This is a genomic window from Zoogloea sp. LCSB751 (assembly GCF_002028455.1).
Taxonomy (GTDB): domain Bacteria; phylum Pseudomonadota; class Gammaproteobacteria; order Burkholderiales; family Rhodocyclaceae; genus Zoogloea.
Genome location: NZ_MWUM01000161.1, coordinates 1 through 277, shown reverse-complemented (window position 1 = coordinate 277; position 277 = coordinate 1). Strand labels below are relative to the sequence as shown.

Sequence of the window (277 nt, the reverse complement as noted above, 5' to 3'; positions counted from 1 at the left end):
TAGGGTTGTTTAACGGACGTATAGCGAAAGTGACTCCACAGAATGTGGAAGTTGTAGAATTAATTCCAGATGGTACGGGTTGTTGGTCAGAGCGCACAAACAACATCGAACTTTCTGGAAAATAACAAGCGAAGGATGAGGGAACAATGAAATCTTCTGCCGCGATAAAAATCCCGTTATCGTTTTTATCTTCAGGCTTAGTTAAGTCTGTTATTGGGATCGCATTACTATTTGGATTTTTGCCATCGAGCTTTGCGGCAAATCGGCTAATGGATGT

At 41.5% G+C, this 277-nt stretch carries 1 protein-coding gene; it reads left to right on the top strand.

Annotated features, from left to right (window positions below):
- Nucleotides 1-5 precede the first annotated feature (5 nt).
- Nucleotides 6-125 carry a pilus assembly protein PilP gene (locus B4920_RS31110; RefSeq protein ID WP_368664742.1) on the top strand — a complete coding sequence of 40 codons (120 nt, stop codon included), beginning with the start codon at nucleotides 6-8 and terminating at the stop codon, nucleotides 123-125.
- The last annotated feature ends 152 nt before the right edge of the window (nucleotides 126-277 follow it).